Origin of the sequence: Streptomyces sp. NPDC004542 (assembly GCF_040610035.1) — a bacterium.
Lineage (GTDB): Bacteria > Actinomycetota > Actinomycetes > Streptomycetales > Streptomycetaceae > Streptomyces.
The window spans coordinates 187,883-206,760 of the sequence record NZ_JBEXLP010000003.1; the positions used below are offsets into that span (position 1 = coordinate 187,883).

15 protein-coding genes and 1 pseudogene are annotated in these 18,878 nt (G+C 71.3%); 7 read left to right on the forward strand and 9 right to left on the reverse strand.

Annotated features, from left to right (window positions below):
- Positions 1-11: 11 nt before the first annotated feature.
- The 6 genes and pseudogenes from ABZX30_RS03465 to ABZX30_RS03490 form a co-directional block, all read right to left on the reverse strand.
- On the reverse strand, positions 12-878 hold the full coding sequence (locus tag ABZX30_RS03465) for a carbohydrate ABC transporter permease (protein WP_355928236.1): 867 nt from the start codon (positions 876-878) through the stop codon (positions 12-14).
- Positions 875-1,843, reverse strand: a pseudogene (locus ABZX30_RS03470) (sugar ABC transporter permease). Before ABZX30_RS03470 ends, ABZX30_RS03465 begins: the two are co-directional and overlap by 4 nt.
- A 20-nt stretch (positions 1,844-1,863) precedes the next feature.
- Entirely contained in the window at positions 1,864-3,129 is a 1,266-nt protein-coding gene (locus tag ABZX30_RS03475) for a sugar ABC transporter substrate-binding protein (RefSeq protein ID WP_355928239.1), read from the reverse strand.
- A 240-nt stretch (positions 3,130-3,369) separates the two neighbouring features.
- On the reverse strand, positions 3,370-5,244 hold the full coding sequence (locus ABZX30_RS03480) for a glycoside hydrolase (protein WP_355928241.1): 1,875 nt from the start codon (positions 5,242-5,244) through the stop codon (positions 3,370-3,372).
- Positions 5,245-5,255: 11 nt separating this feature from the next.
- Positions 5,256-6,503 (reverse strand): ROK family transcriptional regulator, encoded by a 1,248-nt coding sequence (locus ABZX30_RS03485; RefSeq protein WP_355928244.1) that lies wholly within the window; start codon positions 6,501-6,503, stop codon positions 5,256-5,258.
- A 129-nt stretch (positions 6,504-6,632) separates the two neighbouring features.
- A complete protein-coding gene (locus tag ABZX30_RS03490; protein WP_355928246.1) occupies positions 6,633-7,877 on the reverse strand; it encodes an FAD-binding protein in 1,245 nt (414 codons plus the stop codon).
- A gap of 106 nt (positions 7,878-7,983) precedes the next feature.
- On the opposite strand from ABZX30_RS03490, the gene ABZX30_RS03495 reads away from it, so the two are divergent.
- From ABZX30_RS03495 to ABZX30_RS03510, 4 genes are all read left to right on the forward strand, one after another.
- Entirely contained in the window at positions 7,984-8,991 is a 1,008-nt protein-coding gene (locus ABZX30_RS03495; protein WP_355928248.1) for a hydroxyacid dehydrogenase, read from the forward strand.
- Complete coding sequence (locus ABZX30_RS03500) at positions 8,988-10,049, forward strand: LacI family DNA-binding transcriptional regulator (RefSeq protein ID WP_355928250.1); 1,062 nt, start codon at positions 8,988-8,990, stop codon at positions 10,047-10,049. Before ABZX30_RS03495 ends, ABZX30_RS03500 begins: the two co-directional genes overlap by 4 nt.
- A 100-nt stretch (positions 10,050-10,149) precedes the next feature.
- Entirely contained in the window at positions 10,150-11,469 is a 1,320-nt protein-coding gene (locus ABZX30_RS03505) for a radical SAM protein (RefSeq protein WP_355928252.1), read from the forward strand.
- Between the two features lie 393 nt (positions 11,470-11,862).
- Positions 11,863-13,365 (forward strand): cellulose binding domain-containing protein, encoded by a 1,503-nt coding sequence (locus ABZX30_RS03510; protein WP_355928254.1) that lies wholly within the window; start codon positions 11,863-11,865, stop codon positions 13,363-13,365.
- A gap of 212 nt (positions 13,366-13,577) precedes the next feature.
- On the opposite strand, the gene ABZX30_RS03515 is transcribed toward ABZX30_RS03510, so the two are convergent.
- Both ABZX30_RS03515 and ABZX30_RS03520 read right to left on the reverse strand, forming a co-directional pair.
- Positions 13,578-14,141, reverse strand: coding sequence for a dihydrofolate reductase family protein (locus ABZX30_RS03515; RefSeq protein ID WP_355928255.1), 564 nt, complete (start codon positions 14,139-14,141; stop codon positions 13,578-13,580).
- Between the two features lie 196 nt (positions 14,142-14,337).
- The gene (locus ABZX30_RS03520; RefSeq protein WP_355928257.1) at positions 14,338-15,630 is read right to left on the reverse strand and encodes a DEAD/DEAH box helicase; all 1,293 of its coding nucleotides are present in this window, start codon (positions 15,628-15,630) and stop codon (positions 14,338-14,340) included.
- Here ABZX30_RS03520 and ABZX30_RS03525 point away from each other — a divergent pair.
- Entirely contained in the window at positions 15,629-15,790 is a 162-nt protein-coding gene (locus tag ABZX30_RS03525) for a hypothetical protein (RefSeq protein WP_355928260.1), read from the forward strand. The genes ABZX30_RS03520 and ABZX30_RS03525 overlap by 2 nt on opposite strands.
- Before the next feature lie 77 nt (positions 15,791-15,867).
- Here ABZX30_RS03525 and ABZX30_RS03530 read toward each other — a convergent pair whose 3' ends face one another.
- Positions 15,868-16,071, reverse strand: coding sequence for a cold-shock protein (locus ABZX30_RS03530; protein WP_016578941.1), 204 nt, complete (start codon positions 16,069-16,071; stop codon positions 15,868-15,870).
- Between the two features lie 463 nt (positions 16,072-16,534).
- Between ABZX30_RS03530 and rsgA the strand changes: the two genes are divergently transcribed.
- Positions 16,535-17,647 (forward strand): ribosome small subunit-dependent GTPase A, encoded by a 1,113-nt coding sequence (rsgA, locus tag ABZX30_RS03535; protein WP_355928262.1) that lies wholly within the window; start codon positions 16,535-16,537, stop codon positions 17,645-17,647.
- A gap of 222 nt (positions 17,648-17,869) precedes the next feature.
- Positions 17,870-18,878, forward strand: a 1,009-nt coding sequence (locus ABZX30_RS03540) for an Ada metal-binding domain-containing protein (RefSeq protein ID WP_355928264.1), incomplete at its 3' end; no start/stop codon positions are given.

An 18,878-nucleotide genomic window follows, 5' to 3' on the forward strand; every position in this document is an offset into this window, starting at 1 on the left:
GGTCTCCTAGTTCATCCCTTGATACCGGTCTGCGCGATCCCCTGCACCAGCCAGCGCTGGAGGAAGAGGAACACGAACACCAGGGGAAGGATGGAAATGGCGGTGGCCATGAAGATCAGGTGGAAGTTGACGGTCTGGTTGGTCATGAAGGACGAGAGCGCCACCTGCACCGTCCAGGAGCCGGGATCCTGGCCGATGACCAGCGGCCACAGGAAGGCGTTCCAGCCGCTGATGAACGTGATGGTGGCGATCGCCGCGAAGAAGTTCAGCGAGTTGGGTACGACGATCCGCCAGTACGCGCCCCAGTAGCCGAGCCCGTCCACGCGTGCCGCCTCCTCCAGCTCCTTCGGGAATCCCAGGAAGTACTGCCGGAAAAGGAAGCAGGTGAAACCACTGAACAGGCCCGGAATGATCAGACCGCGGTAGGTGTCCACCCAGCCGAGGGACGAGACCAGCACGAAACTGGGCACGAAGGTGACGGCCGTGGGAACCATCAGGGTCGCCAGGACGACGTAGAAGATCTTGTTGGCGTGCTGGTAGGGAATGCGGGCCAGGCCGTAGCCGGCCATGGAGCACACCAGGAGGGTGCCGAGGGTGGTCAGCAGCGCGACGGCCGTCGAGTTCCACAGGGCACGGCCGAACTGGACCGTCGTGTCGCTGAACAGCTCGGAGACGTTGCCCCACTGGAAGGAGGGGAGCAGCTTCCAGTTCTCTCCCGTGATCTCCAGGTCCGTGGAGAGGGCGTTGCGGACGATCAGGTAGAAGGGGATCAGGAAGAGCAGGGCGGCGACGCTGACGGCGAGGTACAGGCCGGTGTTGCCGAGGACGCTCCCGCGCGTCTTGCGGTCCTTGCCGACCTGCGGTGCGGTGGTGGTCACTTGGACTCCTCCCCCCTTCCGAAGCCCATGATCTTGCCCTGGGCCAGGGTGACGATGCAGATCAGCAGCGACAGGATGACCGCGCCCGCGCTGCCGGCGCCGTAGTCCTGGTTGGTGCCGAGGGCCGCCTTGTAGAGCTCCATGAGCGGTGTCTGGGCCCAGGTCGCCTTGGTCGTGATGAGGTTGAAGAACTCGTCGAACGCCTGGTACGCCGCGACCAGCAGCAGCAGGATCACCGCGGTCGAGGTGGCCCTCAGCTGGGGCAGCGTGATGTGCCGGAAGGTCTGCCAGCCCGGCTTGGCGCCGTCGATGGCGGCGGCCTCGTACAGCTCCGCCGGGATGTTCTGCAGCGCCGCCAGGAACAGGATCATGTAGAAGCCGGACTGGATCCACAGCCGCAGGGTCACGATGACCAGCCAGTACCAGGGCGGGGTCGGGTTGGACAGCCAGGCGGTGTTGTCGACGCCGAACCAGCCCATGACGGTGTTCGCGAGGCCGAAGCGGACGCCGCTGAAGATGGACATCTTCCAGATCAGCGCGGCGGCGACGTAGGAGACGGCGGTCGGCAGGAAGAACACCGACCGGAAGAAGGCCCGCATGAACCGCAGCCGGTTCACCAGCAGCGCCAGGCCCAGTGACAGTGCCCAGGTGGTCGGCACGATGAACGCGGCGAACACGGTGAACGTCAGCAGGGAGTCGGGGAAGTTGCTGTTGGTCAGGATCTGCTTGTAGTTGTCGAGACCGACGAAGCTGCTCGGCGTGACGGTGTAGCGGGCGTCGAAGAAGCTGAGCCAGACGCTCTATCCGATGGGGACGAAGACGAAGATCACCAGGCCGATGAGGAACGGCCCGGTGAAGAGCCAGAAGTTCAGCGTGGCGCTGCCCCGCAGGCCCCGCCGCGGCCGGGCCGGGGCGGCCTCGGCCGGGGTGGGCTGGGCGACCCCGCGCGTGGTGGTGGTCGACATGTCGTGGTCTTCCCGGCGGCCTATCCGAACAGCTTCTTCAGCTCGACGTCGACCTTCTTGTCACAGGCGTCGAGGGCTGCTTCCGGGTTGCCGTTCTTGCGGACGGCGGAGGCGATCACGTCGTTGAACGCCGTGATCATGACCTGGTCCCAGGCGATGTTGTCGAAGTGGCCGTAGTCGGTGAAGAGCTTGACGGCCTCGGCCGGCAGACCGGACTTGAGCTTGGCGGCGCCGTTCGCGATCGAGGTCCGCGGCGGGATGTGGAAGCCGTACGACAGCGCCCAGTCCTCCTGGTACTTCTTCTGCTCGATCCACAGCCACTTCACGTACTCCTTGGCCGCGTCGACGTTCTTGCCCTTGGCGTTGACGAACATCGACCAGCCGCCGTTGGTGACCGACGGCCTGCCGCTGTCCCCGACCTTCGGGAACGGGAAGATGCCCAGGTCGTCGCCGAGTGCCTTCTGCATCACCGGCATGGACCACATGCCGCCCCACTGGATGGCGCACAGGCCCTGGTCGAGCGCGGACGGGTCCCACCAGTCGGTCGGGGCGTCCAGCAGCACGTGACCGCTCGAGAACAGCTTCCGCAGCTTCTTCAGGCCCTCGACGACGCCGTCGGTGTGGTAGGCGATCTGGTTCTTCGCGTCGAGGGACTCGGCGCCGGCCGACCCGATCAGGTTGTTCTGCACGGCGGTGAAGTCGTTGCCGAGGAAGGCGCCCTTGACCTTGTCGGTGGTGAGCTTGGCGGCCGCCTCGATCAGCTCGTCGAGCGTGGTCGGCACGTCGACCTTGGCCTTCTCCAGCATCGACTTGCGGTAGTAGAAGAACTGCGGGTCGTCGATCATCCGGATCCCGTAGATCTTCCCGTCGACCGTGTGGGACGTGATGTCGTTCTGGTTGAAGTCGTCCTTGACCGGGTCGATGAGGTCGCTCAGGTCCGCGACCTGGCCGCTCTTGACGAGTTGGAGCTGCGGGTGGAACTCGAAGACGTCGGGTGCCTGCTTGGTCAGCAGCGCCGAGAACAGCTTCGTCTCGAAGGTGTTGCCGGTGATCCACTGGGTGTTCACGCCGGCCTTCTTGTACGCGGCCGCGTACCGCTTGATGGCCTGCTCCGTGCCCGCCTCGCCGTAGGCGTGGAACATCTGGGTGAGCTGCTTGCCCGACCCGCTCCCGCCGCTGCGGCCGGTGTTGCTGCCGCACGCGGCCAGCGTGCCGGCGGCGGCCATGCCCGCGGCGGCCCGGAATATCGATCGGCGGTCCCAGTTGCTGCTGCTCATTGCCGACATGCTGACGTCCTTGTCTTCTCGAGTGGTGCTGCGGCTCTTTGCTCCAGTGCCCGATGGCTGCAATCGGTGGGCCTGCGGAGCGGGACGTTAACCTTCGGCTAAGGCTTCGGCAAGGGGTTGGACGAAGTCTGCTCGAAGCGTTGCCTGCCGTTCGGAATCACGAACGGGAAGCTCGGGCAGAGGGGTTGAGGGCCGCCGGGTCAGGGTGGCCGGCGGCCCTCGGTCAGGGGGGAGGGGTGGCTACTGCCTGGCCCAGGACTCGTTGCCGCCGCCGTTGCAGCTGTACAGGATCACCTTGCTGCCGTCGGCGGTCGCCTGTCCGCTCACGTCCAGGCACGTGCCGGACGCTTCGCTCACGATCTGGCCGTTGGCGTTCAGCAGCCAGCGCTGGCCCGCGTCGCCGGTGTACTCCGCGGACGCCGTCAGGCCCGTACTCCCGGCCGTCAGGTATCCGGCGGCACCCTTCAGGGCGCCCCTGGCGTCGTACGACCAGGACTGTCCGGCCTCGCCGGTGCAGGTGCTGATCGCCGCCCCGGAAACGTCCGCGGTCAGGCACTTGCCGGACTGTTTGCCCTGCCAGGCGCCGGTCACGGCCGACGTGCCGTGCCCCCTCTGGTCAAGCACGTAGGTCGTGACGGAGCGCGCGGCGAGCGTCGCGGACAGTGTGCCGTCGCTGACCGACGGCTTGGCGACGTCCGCCCAGTCCTCGGTGGCCGAGGTACGGACGGCCTGCCGGGCCCGCACCGGTGTCCTGCTGTTGAAGTGCAGGTCCAGCGCGGTGTCCGTGGTGTTGTGGTTGTTGACCACGACGACCCACCTGCCGTCCCGGTCGTACGACGACACCTCCACGCCGGCCGGCGCCCCGGTCACGTTGTGCGCGACCGAGCCCGGTTTCACGAACTTGCTGTACTGGCCGAGCGCGTAGTACCGCTTGGTGAAGTACAGCGTCTGGTTGCCGTTGGCGGCGTAGTCGGGGTCGTAGTAGATCAGGCCGTCGTTCCAGCCCTCGTCGTTCCTCGCGGCCGGATCACTGCCGTACCCGCTGGCGAGGGCCACCCACCACTGGAACGCCGAGTCGTGGGCGCTCGCGAAGTCCTTGTAGATGATCCTCGACATCAGCAGGGCGTTGTCGATGGTCGGGTCGTACTCCTGGTTCCAGCCCGTGGTGCCCTTGCCGAAGCAGCAGATCTCGGTGGCCCAGGATTTCTTGCCGACCGCTCTCGCCGTCTCGTGGACGTTGCCCAGCTGGCCGTCGTTCGGGTTGTTGTACGTGTGGTGGGCCAGCGCCGACACGTACTGCGCGGTGCCCGGCTGCGAGATCCACTGCGGCAGCTCGGACACGAACTGGGTCGTCTGGCTGGACTCGTCCGCGATGACGGAGGTCTTCTGGTGCCGCGCCCGCTGCTCGGCCCCCAGCGCCCGCACGATGTCGTCACGTTGGCCGACCGTGACCTTCATGCCCTCCTGGCCGCACGAACCGAAGTCGTTGTCCGGCTCGTTGAAGGGGCTGACGTAGTCCAGCCGGACGCCCCTGCGGGCGAAGTGGTCGGTGACGTCCGCGACGTACTCGGCGAAGTCCGGCTCGTTCTCCGCCTTCAGTTCACCGCCGCAGCTCTGCCCGTTGGTCGTCCACCGGGCGGGCGCGCTGTTGACGAAGCCGATCAGGTCATCGACGCCGTACCGGGCGGCATACTCGAGGAACGTCCGGCCGCCCTTGTCCTTGCCCCAGTCGTAGCCGCCGTCGGGACCGAGGAAGTCCTCGGCGGCCCGGGCCGGGGTGGTGACGCCGACACCACCTCCGCCGATGTTGTAGCGGTACGAACTCAGGTCCAGGCCCCTGGCGGAGAACAGCAGCCTGGCGACCCGGGCCTGCACGGCGGGCGAGAAGTGCTGGAGGTCGTTGACCCACCAGGCACCGGAGGCGCCGATGTCGTCGATGGTCTGCGCGGCGTGGGGGGAGACCTCGGCCGCCGTGGGGGCGGCGGCCGAGGCGGTGGGGGCGGACACCAGGGGGCCGGTGACAGCGAGAGCGGCTGCGGCTGTCAGGACCAGGGATCTTCTGGTGCGGGGTCTCTTGGTGCGGGACTTCGTGGTGCGGGGGTGAGGCACGTGCATCCCTTCCGTCGTCATGAAGGTGGTGCGCTACGGCTCCTTGCGGGGGTGGTGCGTTTCGCGGTGGTCTTCTGCCCGGCGGACTGCAACGCGCCCTCCAGCGCGAACGTCGCCGCGCCCAGGCACACCGGGTCGGTGGGGATGGGGGACAGGACGATCTCGGTGGCGGCCAGCGGCCGCCTGAGCGCGTGCCGTGCGACGGCCTCGCGCACCTCGTCGAGCAGCGGCTCACCGAGCCGGGCGGCGACCCAGCTGCTGAGCACGACCACCTCGGGGTTGAGCAGGTTGATCAGGTCGGAGATGCCGGCGCCGAGGTAACGGGCGGTGTCCCGGACGACCTTGACGGCCACCGGGTCGTGCGTGGCGACGGCCCGGGCCAGGGCGTCGACGGTGGCCGTCTGGTCCTCGGGGTGCAGCAGCGGGCTCTGCGGGCTGAGTTCGCGCAGGTTCTGCATGATGCCGGGCGCGCCGACGTACGTCTCGACGCAGCCGTGGTTGCCGCAGTGGCACAGTCGCCCGTCCAGGACGAGCGTGGTGTGGCCCCACTCGCCGGCGCTGTTGCTGACTCCCCGGTGCAGCCCGCCGCCGAGCGCGAGACCCGCGCCGACCCCGGTGCCGAGGTTGACCACCACGGCGTTCCCGCGCCCGCGCGCGGCCCCGAACCACAGCTCGGCCACCGCGCAGGCGCGCAGCGGATTGTCCAGGTGGAGCGGGTAGGCGATGTGCTCGGCGAGCAGATCGCGCAACGGTACGTCGCGCCAGTCCCAGTTGGGCGCGTACTCGGCGACGCCGGTCTCCCGGTCCACCTGCCCCGGCACGCTCACCCCGACACCGAGCACGCGCGCCGCCTCGACGCCCGCCTGCGCGACCACCGACCCGACCGCGGCGGCGGCATGGCCGACCACCTGCTCCGGGCGGCTCTCGCCGGGCCGCATGTCCTCCTCGGCACGGGCGAGCACGTTCAGCGCGAGGTCGAAGAGCTCCACGCGGACGTAGGTCTCGGCGATGTCCACACCGATCAGCGCGCCCCCCGCGGCATTGACGGCCACGAGCCCCCGGGGGCGGCCGCCCGCCGAGTCCTCGAAGCCGACCTCGGTGATCATCCGCAGGTCCAGCAGCTCGCCGACGAGCGTGGCCACCGTGGCCAGGCTCAGCCCCGTGGCGGCCGCCAGCTCCTGTCTGGAAGTGGGCGACTCGGCGATGATCTGGCGCAACACCTCGTAACGGTTCGCGGTGCGGATGTCCCGTGATGTGCGCTTCACGAAGGCTGCCCCTCCCATCGCTGCCAGGCCGTGCCGGGCAAGACGGGCACCGGCGCGGCGCAAGGCTATGGCGTGCCGAGGACTTTCGACAAGGGGTTTGGAAAGGGGCTTTATAAAGTCGTGCGCGGGTCAGGCGCCGAGGACATCCCACACGAAGGCGTTGGTGAACTTGCCGGTCGGGTCCAGGGACCGGGCCAGGGCCTGGAAGTCGGTGAGGTGCGCATACCGTCTACGGAGATCGTATGCGGACATCGCATACACCTTCCCCCAGTGCGGCCGCGGATCGAAGGCGTCCAGCACCTCCTCCACCCGCCGCACCACCGGCAGCACCGCCGCCGCGTCCTCGACCCACGTGAAGTGGAGGGCCACCGAGTCCCGGCCGTGGGCCGGGCTCAGCCACTGCCGGTCGGCGGCGACCGTCCGCACTTCGCAGGTCTGGAGGACCGGGGCCACGGTCTGCCGGATCCCGTCGATCGCATACAGCGCATCGAGGGCGGCCGGCCGCGGCAGCAGGTACTCCGACTGCAGCTCCGCCCCACTGCTCGGCGTGAACTCGGCCCGGAAGTGCGGCAGCCGCTCGTGCCACGGCCCCGGCACCCCGAACTGCTCGGTGCAGTTCTCCGCCGGCATGCCCGGCACCGGATGCAGCGCCACGGTGGCCGGCGCGGCCCACGGGAAGGCCACCGGCGCCTGGTCGGTGCGCCGCTTCACCCACACCTGCCGGAAGCCGGCCGCCCGGGCGTCGGTGAACAGGCTCACGCTGTACGCGGCCCCCGCCACCGCCTCGAAGTCCAGCCCGTCCAGCGGCAGTTCCGTGAACAGGTGCTGCTCCACCTCGTACGCCGGTTCCAGGTCCAGGGTCAGCGTGGTGACCACGCCCAGCGCTCCCAGGGAGGTCACCGCGCCGTCGAAGCCCTCCTCCCCGCGCGCGAACGTCACCGTCGAGCCGTCCGCGGCGACCAGTTCCACCGCGCGCACCGCCGCGGCCAGCGGCCCGTTGCCGGTCCCGGAGCCATGGGTGCCGGTCGCCACCGAACCGGCCACCGAGATGTGCGGCAGCGACGCCATGTTGGGCAGGGCGAGGCCGTGCGCGTGGACGGCGCGGGCCAGTTCCGCGTACGGGACGCCGCCCGAGACCCGTACCGTACGGGCCGCGGTGTCCACCTCGAGCACCGGCGGGAGGCCGGCGATCGACAGCAGGACGCCGTCGGCGCCCGGGTCGGCGATCGTGTTGAAGGAGTGCCCGCTGCCCAGCACACGCACCTTCGCGTTCCGGGCCACCAGGGCCCGCAGCGCCTCGTGCGAGTCCGGACGGTGGAACTCCTTCGCCGTGTAGGTGATGTTGCGCGCCCAGTTGGTGACCGACTGAGTCATCCCTGCCCCTCCCGGTGCATGCGTGTCCATTGACCCTCTCATTCGCCCCCGCCTAGCGTAGAGACCGGTTGCTGTCCACGCGTCACCGAGGCGGAGGATCACTTCCTTGCCCGAGCGTCCCCAGGCACTGTTCGCCATGACGGAGCAGAACATGCCGCACATCTTCCCGCCGGAGGTGCTCGCGCGGCTGCGCGAGCACGTAGAAATCGATCCCACTCTGGTGGCCCGGGACTTCACCGGCCCACGGATACGGGAGACCCTCGCCCGCACCGAGGTCCTGATCACCGGCTGGGGCTGCCCCCGCCTGGACACGGCTGCCCTGGACGCGGCACCCAGGCTGCGCGCGGTCCTCCACGCGGCCGGCTCGGTCAAGGATTTCACCACCGAGGAGGTCTGGCGGCGCGGCATCGCGGTCTCCTCGGCCGCCGCCGCCAACGCGCTGCCCGTCGCCGAGTACACGCTCGCCATGATCCTGCTCGCCGGGAAGAACGTCTTCGAATACCGCGACCAGCTCCGCACCCGGCGCACCTTCCCCTACGGGGACCTCCTGCCCGGCATCGGCAACCACGGCCGCCGCGTCGGCATCGTCGGCGCCTCCCGCATCGGCCGCCGGCTGATCGAACTGCTGCGCCCCCACGACCTGCGGTTGAGCCTCGCCGACCCCTACGTCGACGAGGCGGAGGCCGCCCGGCTCGGCGTCCCCCTCGTCACGCTGGACGAGCTGCTGCGCACCTCGGACATCGTCACCGTGCACGCCCCGCAGACCCCCGAGACCCGGCACCTCGTCGGCGCCCGGGAACTCGCCCTGATGCCCACGGGCTCGGTCCTGATCAACACCGCGCGCGGCTCGCTCGTCGACCACGACGCCCTGGTCACCGAGGTGCGCGCCGGACGTCTGAGCGCGATCCTCGACGTCACCGACCCCGAGCCGCTGCCCGCCGACTCGCCGCTGTTCGACCTGCCCAACGCCTTCGTCACCCCCCACCTCGCCGGCTCCCTGGGCAACGAGGTCGCCCGCCTCGGACAGACGGTCGTGGAGGAGGCCGCACGGCTCGCGGCCGGCAGCCGGCTGGTGCATACGATCGACCACACCGCGCTGGAGCGGATGGCGTGAGCACGGCGAAGCGGACGCGGGCGGCGGGCGGCGACGCCTCGACCGTACGGGACGTCGCCGCCCGCGCCGGGGTCTCCGCCTCGACGGTCTCCCGCGTCCTCGGCGGCACCTACCCGGTGGCCGAGGCCACCCGCGCCAGGGTCCTCGAGGCCATGCGCGAACTGGACTACGTGGTCAACGCGCACGCCCGGGCCCTCGGCGGCGTCACCAGCAAGACGGTCGCCTTCGTCGTCGACGACGTCACCAGCCCCTTCTACGCCCACATCGCCCGCGGGGTGGAGGAGCAGGCCGCCGCGGAGGGCCGCCTGTGCATGCTGTGCACCACGCACGGCGACCCGCGCCGCATCCTCGCCGTCGTGGAGACCATGCGCGAGCAGCGGGCGGACGCGGTGATCGTGGTCGGCGGGGCCTGGGACGACAAGCCCTACCAGGACCGCATGACCCACTTCGCGCACGCCCTGGACCGGGCGGGCTCCCGGCTGGTCCTGGTCGGCCGCCCGCCGCTCGGACCGGGCGTGCCCGCCACGGTGGTCGACTACGACAACGAGGGCGGCGCGTTCGCCCTGGCCACCCATCTGCTGTCCGCGGGCCACCGGCGCATCGCCTACCTCGGCCGGGTCCCCGGTCTGTCCACCAGCGACGGGCGCGTCAGCGGCTTCACCCGGGCCCACGAACTCCTCGGCCTGGCCCCGGATCCCGGCCTGATCCTCGACGGCGTCTTCTCCCGCCCCTACGGCTACCGGGCCACCCGCGAACTCCTGGAGGCGGGCGCGGAGTTCACCGCGGTCTTCGCCGCCACCGACACGATCGCCACCGGCGTGGTCCAGGCCCTGCGCGAGGGGGGACGGCGCATCCCCGACGATGTCGCGGTCGCCGGCTACGACGACATCCCGGTCGCCCGCGACGTGTATCCCGCGCTCACCACCGTGCACGTCCCCCAGGAGGAGCTCGGCCGCGCCGCGGTCCGCCTGGCCCTGCACCGCGACGAGCCGCCCGACGGCCGGCACCTGGTGCTGGGCACCCACGTGGTGCTGCGGGAGTCGACCAGGCGGCCGTGACCCGCGCCACGCGCGCGCCACGAGGGGACCCGGCCGGGCGGTCGCACAGGCGGGGGCATACCGTGAGGAGTCGAACGCCTGAGCCGGGAGGAGACACGGGATGGGCAGCCGTACCGCGCTGGTCGAGGATCTGATGGAGAGGTTCCCGCACGTACCGCGGGAAGCCGTCTTCAAGGAGGACCTGCTCCGGGGCGGGGTCGCCTTCGACGCGTCCGCGTTGTCCGACAACGAGGGTGGCGAGGTGAAGCCGAAGTCGTACTTCATCTTCTCCTTCGACCACGGCACCCTGCCCGAGCTCGGCGAGGCCGCGCTGCGCCGGCCCCCCGAGGAGATCATCCTCACCGGCGGCCCGTACGGCCTGCGGCGCACCGTCGTCTCCGTACGCGTCAACCCGGCCTCGCCCTACCGGGTCGCCGCCGACGACGAGGGGCTGCTCGGGCTGTACCTCGACGGGAAGCGGATCGCGGACGTCGGCGTGCCGCCGATGCCCGAGTACTACCGGCACACCCTGTCCAACGGGAAGTCCGTGATGGAGGTCGCCCCGACCATCCAGTGGGGCTACCTGATCTACCTCACCGTCTTCCGGGTCTGCCAGTACTTCGGCGCCAAGGAGGAGTGCCAGTACTGCGACATCAACCACAACTGGCGCCAGCACAAGGCGGCCGGCCGCCCGTACACCGGCGTCAAGGACGTGGAGGAGGTCCTCGAGGCGCTGGAGATCATCGACCGGTACGACACCCAGAAGGCGTCCACCGCCTACACCCTCACCGGCGGTGCCATCACCAGGACCGTCGCCGGGCGCGACGAGGCCGACTTCTACGGCCACTACGCCAAGGCCATCGAGGAGCGCTTCCCGGGCCGCTGGATCGGCAAGGTCGTCGCCCAGGCGCTGCCCCGCGACGACGTGCAGCGGTTCAAGGACTACGGCGTGCAGATCTACCACCCCAACTACGAGGTGTGGGACCGCCGCCTGTTCGAGCTGTACTGCCCGGGCAAGGAACGCTACGTCGGCCGCGACGAGTGGCACCGGCGGATCCTGGACTCGGCGGAGGTGTTCGGCGCCCGCAACGTCATCCCCAACTTCGTCGCGGGCGTGGAGATGGCCGAGCCCTTCGGCTTCACCACCGTCGACGAGGCCATCGCCTCCACCACGGAGGGCCTGCGCTTCTTCATGTCGCACGGCATCACGCCCCGCTTCACCACCTGGTGCCCCGAGCCCACCACCCCGCTCGGCAAGGCCAACCCGCAGGGCGCGCCGCTGGAGTACCACATCCGTCTGCTGGAGGCCTACCGCGCCACCATGGACGACTTCGGCCTCTCCTCGCCCCCCGGCTACGGCCCGCCCGGCCCCGGACACGCCGTCTTCTCCGTCAGTTCCTTCATGGACAGCCTCCCGGCGCGGGAACCGGCACAGGCGTGATCCTGCCGCGACGGACGGTGAGACGGAACGCGGTCGCGTCCGTACAAGAGGCCGGAGATGTGGGGCACGGTGGACACCAGCGCGTTCCGTGACCGGAGCGCGGTCCGCGGCCATGTTCCCGCACCGCGTCGTCATGTCCCTATCATCGGGCTGACGTGTGGGGCGGGCCAGGACCGTGGAGCGTTCCGGCGGCGGCACGGCGGCTGACGGACCGGTGGATCCGGTGTCCGCGCGACCGGGCGGACCGGCCGCGGGGTCGCCGGCAACCGGATTTGAATACGCAGCTTGTCAGTTGTGACGGTGACGTGAAAGGCTCTGGCCCTGCCGCGAGGTTCCCCCCAACTCCGTCGCCAAGAATGGTGAGTTGACCTCGCTTGTGGATGCAGGAGACCCATGCCCGACCTGCCGAAGCCCCAGGACGCCGCCGAGGCCGCGCTGTTCTCCGAGTACTGGGACGCGGTGCTTTCCTATGCCGACCTGTGCACCTCCGGCGCAGTCTCGGCCAACGAGCTGGCCAACGAGGCCTTCGCGCTCGGACTGCGCGAGGCCCGCGCGGCCGAGGCCACGCCGGGGCGCGGCGCCGGCCGCCGTCCGGCCCGGCTGCCCATGATCCCCCTGCTGCTCACCGCCGTACGCACCACGACGGCCGCCTGGGAGGCCGACGGCCGCGGCCACAAGCTCGACCCCGACCTCAGACTGTGGCTCAACTCCGAGAAGGCCGCCCGCTACACCGGGCCGCCCCTGCTGCGCCCGGTCGCCCTGCGCGGTCTGCGGGACATGCAGGACGCGGACGCGTCGCTGCTGTGGCTGGCCGAGGTGGAGGCGATGCCGCTGCCCGCCGTCGCCCGCCGCCTGGGCCTCGACCCGAACGCCGCGGCCCGTGAACTGGACCAGGTGCGGGGCCTGTTCCGGGACCGCTGCCACCGTGCCCACGTCGACTCGCCGATGGACGCGCAGTGCCGCAGCTACGCGCGTCTCCTCGACGCGGTCACCCGCTCGGCCGCCGCCGACACCCCCGAGGACCTCTCGCGGCACCTCGCGACCTGCGTGCAGTGCGCCGAGGCCGCCGCCTGCCTGCGGCTGCACGGCGGCGGCATACCCGCGGCCCTGGCGGGCGGCGTGATCGGCTGGGGCGGCCTCGCCTACCTCGAGCGCCGCCGCCGGGCCGTGGAGGTCCGCCAGGGCAAGGCGAGCCCCCAGCGGGACCCGGAGACCGGAGAGCCCGGGGACGCCGCGCACCGCCACCGGGTCGTGCGCAACGGGCTGCTCGCCGCGGCCGTCCTGCTGTCGATGCTGGCGCTCGGGGTGTCGATGATGCCGTTCGGCTCCTCCGGCGACGACACCGCGGCGGCCGCCCGTGACGACCGCCTGCCCGTCGCCGACCCCAGCCCCTCCCTGCCGACCGCGGCCCCGCTGCCCTCGGCCTCGGCGTCCCGCTCCGCCGACCCCCCCTCGCGCGGCACGTCGAGCAAGTCCGATCCCGCCGAATCCGAATCCGAATCCGATTCCGATCCGGAACCGCAGGGCACCTCCTCCTCCACCGCCCACGAGACCCCCGGCGACGGCGGTTCCGCCGGCACCTCGCCGGTCTGCCGGGTCCAGTACGACCTGGTCAACCAGTGGCCCGACGGCTTCCAGGCCACTGTCACCGTCACCACGGACGAGGCACTGTCGGGCTGGCGCGTCGCCTGGTCCTTCCGCGACGGCCAGTCGGTGGGCCAGATGTGGGACGCGAGCTTCAGCCAGCACGGCTCCCGCGTCACCGCCGAGGCCGCCGACTACAACAAGTCCGTCGCCGCGGGCGACAGCCTCTCCTTCGGCTTCCTCGCCTCCCGGCACGGCAGCAACTCGGCACCGTACGACTTCACGCTCAACGGCGAGACCTGCGCGAAGTAGCGCGGCCGGCGGCCCGCTGACGAGCGGGCGGCTCCACGGCCGCCGCGCGCGGGCCGGTCAGCGGCCCGGCTTCTCGACGGACTCGTCCTCGAACGCGGCGGGGAGAGCCGGTCGACCGCCTGCCCGCCGATCCCCGCCGGGACCTGGGTGACCAGGACCGGCGGGGTGCGTTCGCGGGGACCCGGCAGGCGGTCGAGTCGCGTGCCGGACGCTCAGCGCCTCGTCTCGTACCTGGTCAGGATCACGCCGCGGGGAAGCGTTCGCGTCTCCACCAGGTTCAGGTCCACCCAGTTGTCCAGCGCGGTGAAGAACGGCGTGCCGCCGCCCACCAGGACCGGCGCGGTGACCAGCACGTACTCGTCGACCAGCCCGGCCCGCACGGCCGCCCCGGCGAGCGTCGCGCCGCCGATGGCCATCGGGCCGCCGTGCTCGGCCTTGAGCCGGGTGATCTCGGCGACCGCGTCGCCGGTGACCAGGCGGGTGTTCCAGTCGACCTTGTCGATCGTCGAGGAGAACACCGCCTTCGACATGTCCCGCCAGCGGCGCGCGAACTCGATCTCCGCCGGGGTGGCGTCCGGCTGCTGGTCGGCGGTCGGCCAGTGGGAGCTCATCGTCTGCCACAGCTTGCCCCCGTACAGCGACAGGTCGGTCGCCTGCAACTGGTCGGACCAGAACTGGAACAGCTCGTCGCTCGGCGCGCTCCAGCCGATGTCGTCGCCGGGGGCGGCGATGTAGCCGTCCAGTGTCAGGTTCATGCCGTAGATCAGTTTCCGCATGGCGCCAGCCTTCCGTGAGTCGGTCCCACGCGTACAGACCGGCGCGGCGCGGGAAACTCATCGGTGCGCGATCCGAGCCCGCACGCAGTCCTCGTGCTCGGTGGCTCAGCCGCTCATCGAACCATACGGCGCCGCGGGTGACCTCGGTCCGCAGCCGGACAGTGAAGAACACAGTCCGGCGGGGCCCGGAAGGCGGTCAGCCGCTACTGCGGCGGCCGGCACCCGCCGCCCCGGCGCCCCGGCCGCTTCGGCGGCGGGCCGGCCGCCTGCCGCGCTCGGTGCCGGTCTTCCGGTCCGGGCGGGCCGCCGCCGGTGCCGCCGGTTGCGGGACCTCGATGGTGACGGGCACGCCGGAAGGCTCGCGGGCGCCGGTGATGCTGGCCAGTTCCGTGTCGCTCGACTTGACGCGGGCCGTTCGGGGGCGGATGCCCGCGTCCGACATCAGCCGGGTGACGTCCCGTTTCTGGTCGGGCAGGACCAGCGTGACCACGCTGCCCGAGCCGCCGGCACGGGCCGTGCGGCCGCCCCGGTGGAGGTAGTCCTTGTGGTCGGTGGGGGGATCGACGTTCACGACGAGGTCGAGGTCGTCGATGTGGATGCCCCGGGCCGCGACGTTCGTCGCCACCAGCGCGGTGACCTGGCCGTTCTTGAACTGCTCCAGCGTGCGGGTGCGCTGCGGCTGGGAACGCCCTCCGTGCAGTGCCGCCGCGCGGACACCGACGGCCAGCAGCCGCTTGGTGAGCCGGTCGGCGGACCTCTTGGTGTCGAGGAAGAGGATGACCCGCCCGTCACGGGCCGCGATGCGCGTGGTGACGGCCTTCTTGTCGGTCTCGTCCTGGAGGTGCAGGACGTGGTGCTCCATCGTGGTCACGGCCCCCGCGGACGGGTCCACGGAGTGCACCACGGGGTCGGTCAGGAACCGCTGGACCAGGCGGTCGATGGTGCGGTCCAGGGTGGCCGAGAAGAGCATGCGCTGTCCGTCGGGCCGCACCTGCTGGATCAGCTTGGTGATCTGTGGCAGGAAACCCATGTCGGTCATCTGGTCGGCTTCGTCCAGCACCGTGATGCGTACCTGGTCGAGCACGCAGTCCCCGCGTTCCACCAGGTCGTTGAGCCTGCCGGGAGTCGCCACGAGCACCTCGGTGCCGCGCCGGAGCGAAGCGGCCTGCTTGGTGATGGACAGTCCGCCGACCACCGTGGCCAGCCGGAGGTTCACCGCCGTCGCGTAGGGGGTCAGCGCGTCCGTCACCTGCTGGGCGAGTTCCCGGGTGGGCACCAGCACGAGAGCGAGGGGTGCCGTGGGCTCCGCACGCAGTCCGGCCGTGCGGGCCAGGACCGCCAGGCCGAACGCGAGGGTCTTGCCGGAGCCGGTGCGCCCCCGTCCCAGCAGGTCGCGGCCGGCGAGGGAGTTGGGCAGGGTGGCGGCCTGGATGGGGAAGGGTGCGGTCACGCCCTGCGCGGTGAGGGTCTTCAGTAGCCCCGCGGGCATGTCCAGAGCCGCGAAGTCGTCGACGGCGGGCAGTGGCGGGGTCGTGCTTTCCGGCAGCCGGAATTCCCTCACCGGTGACGCGGCCGGTGACGCGGACGACGGCCGGGGCGACGCGGCGCGCCGGTTCGGCCTCTGGGACCTGCGGGACATGCGGTTCTAGCCTTCCTGGAGACAGCACGAACCGGGGTCCGCACCATGGCGGTGCGGACCCCGGTGAGCGGATGACGCGCCCGGCGGTCAGGCGGGGACGATGTTCTCCGCCTGGGGGCCCTTCTGGCCCTGCGTGACGTCGAACGAGACCCGCTGGCCCTCCTGGAGCTCACGGAAGCCCTGGCTCTGGATGTTCGAGTAGTGGGCGAAGACGTCCGGGCCGCCGCCGTCCTGCTGGATGAAGCCGAAACCCTTTTCGGCGTTGAACCACTTCACGGTTCCCTGTGCCATGACATTCTCCTTCTGTAGGCAGAGGCCCCATCCGGAGATGCCGGAAAACAAATAATGCGCCTGAAGGAGAAACATTCCCGTCAGGCGCACATAAGCATATGGGTACCACAACTGCGACTCCGCAACTCTAGCACAGCTCCACGGACGGCGCTGTGCTCCACATGTCACGATTCAGACATGTAGGGAAGTGAATCAGCCGAATGTGACCGCGACCCGGCCGGAAAATCGGTGGCGCCCGCAGGAGGGCGCCTTTAAGGTGAGCCACGTTTCCGGCAGTTGCTGTTGGCCGCTGCCGTCCGCCGAGTGAGAAACGTGAGGTGTGACCGATGGCTGTCTCTGCGCTGGGCGCTGCCCGCAACCAGAAGTTCGTCCACTCCACCTCCGCGGTCTCCGGCTGATCCTTCCTGCCTTCTTCGCGCCTGCGCGTGCGCGCGGCCGGGGCCGCCCTGTGAAGGGTTTCCCCTTGAATCTCTCTTCTCTTCCGGCCTCTTCCGCCCCGTCGCACCCCCTGGCTCCCTACGGCTGGGACGAGGGCTGGGAAGCCGAGTTCGCTCCCTTTGCCGAGCGGGGTCTCCTGCCCGGCCGTGTCGTACGGGTGGATCGTGGCCTGTGCGACGTCGTCACCCCGGCCGGCGTCGTCCGTGCCGACACCGAGTTCGTCGTCCCCCGCGACCCCATGAAGGTCGTGTGCACCGGGGACTGGGCCGCCGTCGACCCCGAAGGCGGCGACCCGCGGTACGTGCGGACGCTGCTGCCGCGCCGCACCGCCTTCGTGCGGTCCACCTCCTCCAAGCGGTCCGAGGGGCAGATCCTCGCCGCCAACGTCGATCACGCGGTCATCGCCGTCTCGCTGGCCGTCGAACTCGACCTCGGCCGCGTCGAGCGGTTCCTGGCCCTCGCCTGGGAGTCCGGCGCGCAGCCCGTGGTCGCGCTCACCAAGGCCGACCTCGTGCCGGACCCGGTGGCGCTGTCGTACCTCGTGCGGGACGTGGAGACGACGGCGCCGGGCGTGCCGGTGCTCACCGTCAGCGCGTTGCACGGCGACGGGCTCGACGTGCTCGTCGCCACGGTCGGCGGGGGGACGTCCGTGCTGCTCGGGCAGTCCGGTGCCGGCAAGTCCACCCTCGCCAACGCGCTGCTCGGCGAGGACGTGATGGACGTCCGCGCCGCGCGGGACGTGGACGGCAAGGGGCGCCACACCACCACCACGCGCAACCTGCTCGCGCTGTCCGGCGGGGGCGTGCTGATCGACACGCCGGGGCTGCGCGGAGTGGGGCTGTTCGACGCCGAGGCGGGCGTCGGGCAGGTGTTCTCCGAGATCCAGGAACTGGCCGGGGGATGCCGGTTCCACGACTGCGCGCACGAGAGCGAGCCCGGGTGCGCGGTACTGGCGGCCGTCGACTCCGGGGAGCTGCCGGTGCGGCGGCTGGAGAGCTACCGCAAGCTCATGCGGGAGAACCAGTGGATCGTCGCCAAGACCGACGCGCGGGTCCGCGCGGAACTCCGGCGGGACTGGAAACGGAAGGGTGCGATGGGCAAGGCCGCGATGGAGGCCAAGCGGGGCGGCCTGCGGTAGGAGTCCGGGCCGTCCCCGCCGCGGCTGGGGGCTGCCGCTCCAGGCCCCCAGGCCCCCAGGCCCCCGGGCCCGCGCGCCAGGCCCCCGCCTCGGCCCGCACGGCCGGACGGCCTCGTCCTCGAACGCCGGACGGGCTGGATCCGCCGGGCCGGGCCGGGGCGGTCGGGTCGGTGTCCGATTCCCGCCAGCCGTGGCCCCCCGCGCTCGCCCACACTGGAAGACATGACGGACGAGGACACCAGGTACGAAGCCGTCCGCAGCCGGGACGGGCGGTTCGACGGGGAGTTCTTCTTCGCCGTCGGGACGACCGGGATCTACTGCCGGCCCAGTTGCCCGGCGGTCACGCCGAAGCGGCACAACGTGCGGTTCTTCGCGACGGCGGCCGCCGCGCAGGGGGCGGGGTTCCGGGCGTGCCGGCGGTGCCGGCCGGACGCCGTGCCCGGGTCCGCGGAATGGAACGTACGCGCGGACGTCGTGGGCCGGGCGATGCGGCTGATCGGCGACGGCGTGGTGGATCGGGAGGGCGTCGCCGGGCTCGCCGCGCGGCTGGGGTACAGCCCGCGGCAGGTCCAGCGGCAGCTCACCGCCGAACTCGGCGCGGGCCCCGTCGCGCTGGCCCGCGCGCAGCGGGCGCACACCGCGCGGGTGCTGCTGCAGACCACCGCACTGCCGGTCACCGAGGTCGCGTTCGCGGCCGGGTTCGCCAGTGTCCGGCAGTTCAACGACACGATCCGCGCGGTGTACGCGGCCACGCCCAGCGCGCTGCGGGCCGCAGCGCCCGGCGGGGCGGCCCGGGGCCGGCGGACCGCGACGCCCGGCGCCGGGATCCCGCTGCGGCTCGCTCACCGGGGGCCGTACCGGTCCGCCGCCGTGTTCGACCTGCTCCAGCGGGAGGCCGTCCCCGGGGTCGAGGAGGTGACCGGCCCGCCCGGCCGCCGGGTCCACCGGCGCACGCTGCGGCTGCCCCACGGCACCGGCATCGCCGCCGTCGAGGAGCGCACGGGCGGGCCGAGGACCGGGGCGGGCGCCCACCCGGGCGGCTGGCTCGCCGCCCGGCTGCACCTCACCGACCTGCGGGACCTGACCACCGCCGTCCAGCGGCTGCGGCGGCTGTTCGACCTGGACGCGGACCCGTACGCGGTCGACGAGCGGCTCGGCGCTCCTCCCCCACCCTGTTCAACTCGGGCACCCGGCACCCCCAGATGTCCTCGTGCTACCTCCTCGACTCCCC